The 4,394-nt window shown below is 42.3% G+C and carries 9 protein-coding genes; 2 read left to right on the top strand and 7 right to left on the bottom strand.

Annotated elements, in window-relative coordinates; genetic code table 11:
* Positions 1-167 precede the first annotated feature (167 nt).
* Both GKG00_RS08775 and GKG00_RS08770 read left to right on the top strand, forming a co-directional pair.
* Positions 168-353 carry a hypothetical protein gene (locus GKG00_RS08775; protein ID WP_007560600.1) on the top strand — a complete coding sequence of 62 codons (186 nt, stop codon included), beginning with the start codon at positions 168-170 and terminating at the stop codon, positions 351-353.
* Positions 304-1,308: a replication initiation protein gene (locus GKG00_RS08770; protein WP_007755890.1), complete on the top strand. Its 1,005-nt coding sequence runs from the start codon at positions 304-306 to the stop codon at positions 1,306-1,308. Before GKG00_RS08775 ends, GKG00_RS08770 begins: the two co-directional genes overlap by 50 nt.
* 38 nt (positions 1,309-1,346) lie before the next feature.
* On the opposite strand, the gene GKG00_RS08765 is transcribed toward GKG00_RS08770, so the two are convergent.
* From GKG00_RS08765 to GKG00_RS08730, 7 genes are all read right to left on the bottom strand, one after another.
* On the bottom strand, positions 1,347-1,577 hold the full coding sequence (locus GKG00_RS08765) for a hypothetical protein (RefSeq protein WP_007755891.1): 231 nt from the start codon (positions 1,575-1,577) through the stop codon (positions 1,347-1,349).
* A gap of 18 nt (positions 1,578-1,595) precedes the next feature.
* The gene (gene mbpC / locus GKG00_RS08760) at positions 1,596-2,048 is read right to left on the bottom strand and encodes a mobilization protein MbpC (RefSeq protein WP_007755893.1); all 453 of its coding nucleotides are present in this window, start codon (positions 2,046-2,048) and stop codon (positions 1,596-1,598) included.
* Positions 2,005-2,799: a mobilization protein MbpB gene (mbpB, locus tag GKG00_RS08755; protein WP_007755894.1), complete on the bottom strand. Its 795-nt coding sequence runs from the start codon at positions 2,797-2,799 to the stop codon at positions 2,005-2,007. Before mbpB ends, mbpC begins: the two co-directional genes overlap by 44 nt.
* Positions 2,796-3,095 carry a mobilization protein MbpA gene (gene mbpA / locus GKG00_RS09080; protein ID WP_005683055.1) on the bottom strand — a complete coding sequence of 100 codons (300 nt, stop codon included), beginning with the start codon at positions 3,093-3,095 and terminating at the stop codon, positions 2,796-2,798. Before mbpA ends, mbpB begins: the two co-directional genes overlap by 4 nt.
* 193 nt (positions 3,096-3,288) lie before the next feature.
* Positions 3,289-3,486: a hypothetical protein gene (locus GKG00_RS08740; protein WP_005683054.1), complete on the bottom strand. Its 198-nt coding sequence runs from the start codon at positions 3,484-3,486 to the stop codon at positions 3,289-3,291.
* Between the two features lie 10 nt (positions 3,487-3,496).
* Positions 3,497-3,772, bottom strand: coding sequence for a type II toxin-antitoxin system YoeB family toxin (locus GKG00_RS08735; protein WP_004327436.1), 276 nt, complete (start codon positions 3,770-3,772; stop codon positions 3,497-3,499).
* Positions 3,769-4,020, bottom strand: coding sequence for a hypothetical protein (locus tag GKG00_RS08730; RefSeq protein WP_004295507.1), 252 nt, complete (start codon positions 4,018-4,020; stop codon positions 3,769-3,771). Before GKG00_RS08730 ends, GKG00_RS08735 begins: the two co-directional genes overlap by 4 nt.
* Between the last annotated feature and the right edge of the window lie 374 nt (positions 4,021-4,394).

Genomic DNA, 4,394 nt, shown 5'->3' with positions numbered 1-4,394 from the left:
ACTACGACTTTTTGAATGCTATTTAACACATTACTACGACTTTTTGAATGTTATTTTCTCTTCCAAATACGACTTTTTGAATGTTATTTTGCATCATCTACGATTTCCATTTGCACAAGTCGTAATTACTTATTATATTTGCGCAACATACTAATAATCAATAAAGGATGAAGAAAATCATAGTTCATTTTAAGAAAGAAGAATTTGAAAGGGTAAAAAACGCAATTTCTATCCTCGCAAAATTTTCTGAAATATACGCTCCTCACATAGATAAAGCCAACAGTATTTTATCCTTTCGTGTAGATGATGAAAACGAAACAACAGAAGAACAACAGTGTAACAGTCGTCAATAAAGACCAAATACAAAGCTATATTATGACGACAGCCAAGTATGACTTTTCCGTTTATGAGAAGCGCATACTTTATAGAATTGTAGAAATGGCTCAAGGTGAACTCCAAGGAGTTAGGTTTGCAACTGATTGTAAAAAAATAGAACACACACTTTTTGATACCGTTCACATCACAATGCCTATTGCTTCATTGCTAAATGGAGAAAGTGATGAAAACTACACACGTGTAAAACAAGCACTGTTATCTCTACAAAAGAAAATCTTTACCTATGAGGATGAAAAAGAATGGATAAGCATTTCTATTATTGCATTGCCAAAGATAAAGAAGCGTTCATCTGTTGTATCATTCCAAATAGACTCACACATATGGGACTGCTGCTTAGATTTTTCAAAAGGGTTTCGCAAATACGAATTAGCCACTGCGATGAAGTTTAAGAGTGTATATTCTATGCGGTTCTACGAACTTTTAAGCGGTCAGAAAACAAAACTAATCTATCCACTTGAACAGCTCAAAGAAATGTTTAAAGTACAAGATAAATACGCAAAGACAAACGATTTTGTCCGGAAAGTAATTGAACCTGCAAAAAATGAGCTGGACGAACTAAGTCCTTATACATTCGAATGGTCCGCAAACAAGGAGGGGAAAAAAATTGTAAGTTTCAACTTCTATCCAATATTCAAGCCAGAGCATCGTGATGCAGAGCTATACAAAAAAGAGCTACAAAAGCAAACCGGGCTTTCATGGGATTTAGGTAGGCAAGTGATAAGTTACTTAAAAACATCTTTGGAGTTCTCCGATAAAGAAATCAAAAACAACCGGGATTTATTTGTAACAGCACAAATGGAACTTCCAGACATCATGACAGAACTCGCCATACTTAGAGGAAAATCAAGGACAAAAACAAATCCAAAAGGGTGGATTATAAACGCCCTTAAAGGGAAAATCAAGGATAAGTGACAAGATTACCCCGGTATATTTCAGCCGGGGTAATCTTGTCAAATCAGAGGAACGATTTCCATTTCTACACCAAGCTCTTTCATCTGCCGCTGTATTTCCTCGCTGCTTAGTTTCTCTTTCGCCAGTACAAGCCCATGAAAGGCGTCCCAGCCTGCCGGCTTCGAAACGATACTACCGTTTAGGACAGCATGGGTGATTTCGCCGCCGGACTTCGCACCCTTGTTCAGTATGAAGAAGAACCGGGGTTCTTCGTGTTCCGTTGTTCCCATAATTCGTAAAGTTAGAGTTTATTTGTTTCCCTTTTGTTCCCTTGCCTGCTCTTGGAAGTATTCATAATACTGCTTGTAGTTGTCCCGGTCTTTGGCTGCATCCGTCCAAAGATAGCACATGAAACAAGCGAACAATAGGGAGATAACAGCACAAAGGATTGAGTAGAACGAAATCCGTTTGTCCACATAACCGCCGTTTTTCATTCTGTACCCCTGCCGTTCAAAGTCCGACAATACGTTTTTTAGGCGATTTTCGGCACTTTCGAGGCTTTTCCCGTCTATTTGTACCTTTCGGGATGTTGCATCCTCTATGCGCTTTGTATAGGCTTCAATACGTCCCATTTCTTGAAAAAACAGTTCTATCGCAAGCTGCGGGTTAACCTTTGGTGCTGTGTCTTTTCTTTTCCGGGGGCTGTACTGTCCCTGCTTAACGGTGGAAGCTACCGCTTCCGGATGTGAGTTTGTTTCCATGAGATATGTTCATTGAGTTATATTTCAGTTTGCTTTGTGTCCGCTCGATATGGGCGAGAGTGTAGCCTTTCCCTATCTCGCTCGCCTTATACTCCGTACCGCTTCGGGCTGTGACGTAGTAGCCGTTAAGTTTTCCGGTGCTTGCCCTGGCTTCCCGAACTTTAAAACCTCTCCTACCAAGTTCTTCCTTGAATTTAGTCAAGTCAAAGCCCTGCATCTTCTTCAATACGTCGTCCATGGCTTCCTTGATTTCCGCTTTGTTGGCTTTGCCGATGTCCTGCGACTGTACAAAGTTCCGTTCCTTGGCTATGGCGTTGGCGGCTTCCGTTGCCTTTTTCCCTATCCAGTTATCCCGGTACAGTTCCCCGGAAAGGGAAACCCGGTTTGCTAGTATATGCAGGTGGGCTTGTTCTTTTTTGCTCTCCGTACCGCTGTGCCGGATGATGATGTACTGGTGGTTCGCCAGCCCCATGCGCTGCATGAAGTCGTTACCAAGTTCCGCCCAGTCCGCATCCGTAAAGGTGGCGCTTTCCTCTATCGAAGGACTGACCTCGAAACGTAGGCAATTGTTTTTTACGTTCGGAAAATCAGCGTGGTATGGTTTCATTTCCTGTACCATTTCCGCACCCGTACACCCGTAAAGTTCATGCCGGGCTATCTCGATGGCTGCTGTCTGTCCGTCTATCTCTTTGGCAAGGTCATACTCCAGTGCAGCCGTACCATGCGATATGCTCTTTCCTTTCCCTATCATCGTGAAAGTATTTTTTTAAGTTCGGTGATTAGTGCCTGATTCTCTTCAAATACCTCCCGGTACTGGCGACCACCGAAGTAGTTGTTCAGCCGTTGGAGCGTTCCTTTCAACTGGGCTATGTCCCGGAGAAGCTGCCGTTCCTCCTCGGTGTACCTTTCCCTTGGGCGACCTCCAAGGGACAAACTCCGGCAATACTCCGATGTGCTCATGCTACATCGGGCTGCCTGCTCCGCAAGTGCCAGCTTTTCATACCGGGTACAGCGGAATGTAATCTTTTCGTTCCGTCTTACTTCCATGTCACAAAGGTAATCTTAAAATCTTTTTGAGCAAAGCGAGAAAAGCAAGAATTGTCCGACAAGGACACTTCTTGCTATATATACACATACCGCATTGGAATACATCCACACTAACCGCCCGGCAAAAAAGCCCCGGCGTGTTAGAAAATCCCCCACAGCCTAACAAAATCTACCCCATTTCTACCCAAGGGGATTACACGCCGCAGAAGTCATCCGGGAACATGTCTTCCAGTTCGTCCAAATCAATGGCTTCTTCTTCGGACACCTCCACCCATTCAACGTTTTCTTTCCCTCTTATCGCACATGAGTACATCTCGGCGGCGGCAAGGTTAGAGAACACCTCGTGCATAGGCTCGCCGTTCTCTAACCAGTAAACACAATATTCGACCATAACAGTTTTATCATTTATCGTTGTAATGCCCCTCTACCTCCAAAATGTAGACCTCTACCACTTCCTCGTAAATGTCATAGATTATCCGGTCATGGGCGGTAATGTGTCGAGACCATGTAATATCCCCACCGCCCCTTAACGCTTCGGGATGCCCAAGCCCAGTCTTAGGGTGCTCTAACAATTCTTTGTAGATTTTCTTATACTTCTTGAACAAATTGGGGTTTGATTTCTTCCATTTGGCAATCACCTTATCCACCCCGTCGGAAACCCTAATTGTGTACATCATAGACTGTCGAAATAAGCATCAATATCCTCACTGCTTTTGAGGGTAACACACTTTCCGGATTTGATTTCTTCCCTTGCCTTGTCAATCCTTGCTTGCAGTTCCGGGGTTATCATCAAATCTTCACGACCAACTTTTACCAAAGCGTAAATCTCGTTTTTCCTGCGAATTAGTACCTGCTCGCCATTGTCAGCTTTGGTGAAAGACGCTGCGAGGTTGTTACGGTATTCTCTTACTGATAATGCTTCCATATCTGTTTGCTTTTAAATTCAGTACAAAGATAGCTATATTTCAATAAAATACAAACTTTTTGTACACAAATGTGTACACGCCATAAAAAGCCGTTCACAGTCCTACCGCCCGTTGGTTGGTTTTGCTTTGCTTTTTTTCCCTATTGTTTTTCTTTTTCCGACAGTAAATCAACGACTTATCCGTAAAAAATCAATGACTTGTTATAAAGCATAACTTGTTTATATGCTTATCAGCTTTTTTTTTTAACTAAAAATCACGCTGAAATCCAACCGCTTACACAATTCATTTAACACATTACTACGACTTTTTGAATGCTATTTAACACATTACTACGACTTTTTGAATGTTATTTTCTCTTCCAAATACGACTTTT

This window comes from Finegoldia sp. BIOML-A1 (assembly GCF_009678325.1).
Classification (GTDB): domain Bacteria; phylum Bacillota; class Clostridia; order Tissierellales; family Peptoniphilaceae; genus Finegoldia; species Finegoldia magna.
This window is presented reverse-complemented; position numbering and strand designations above follow the sequence as displayed.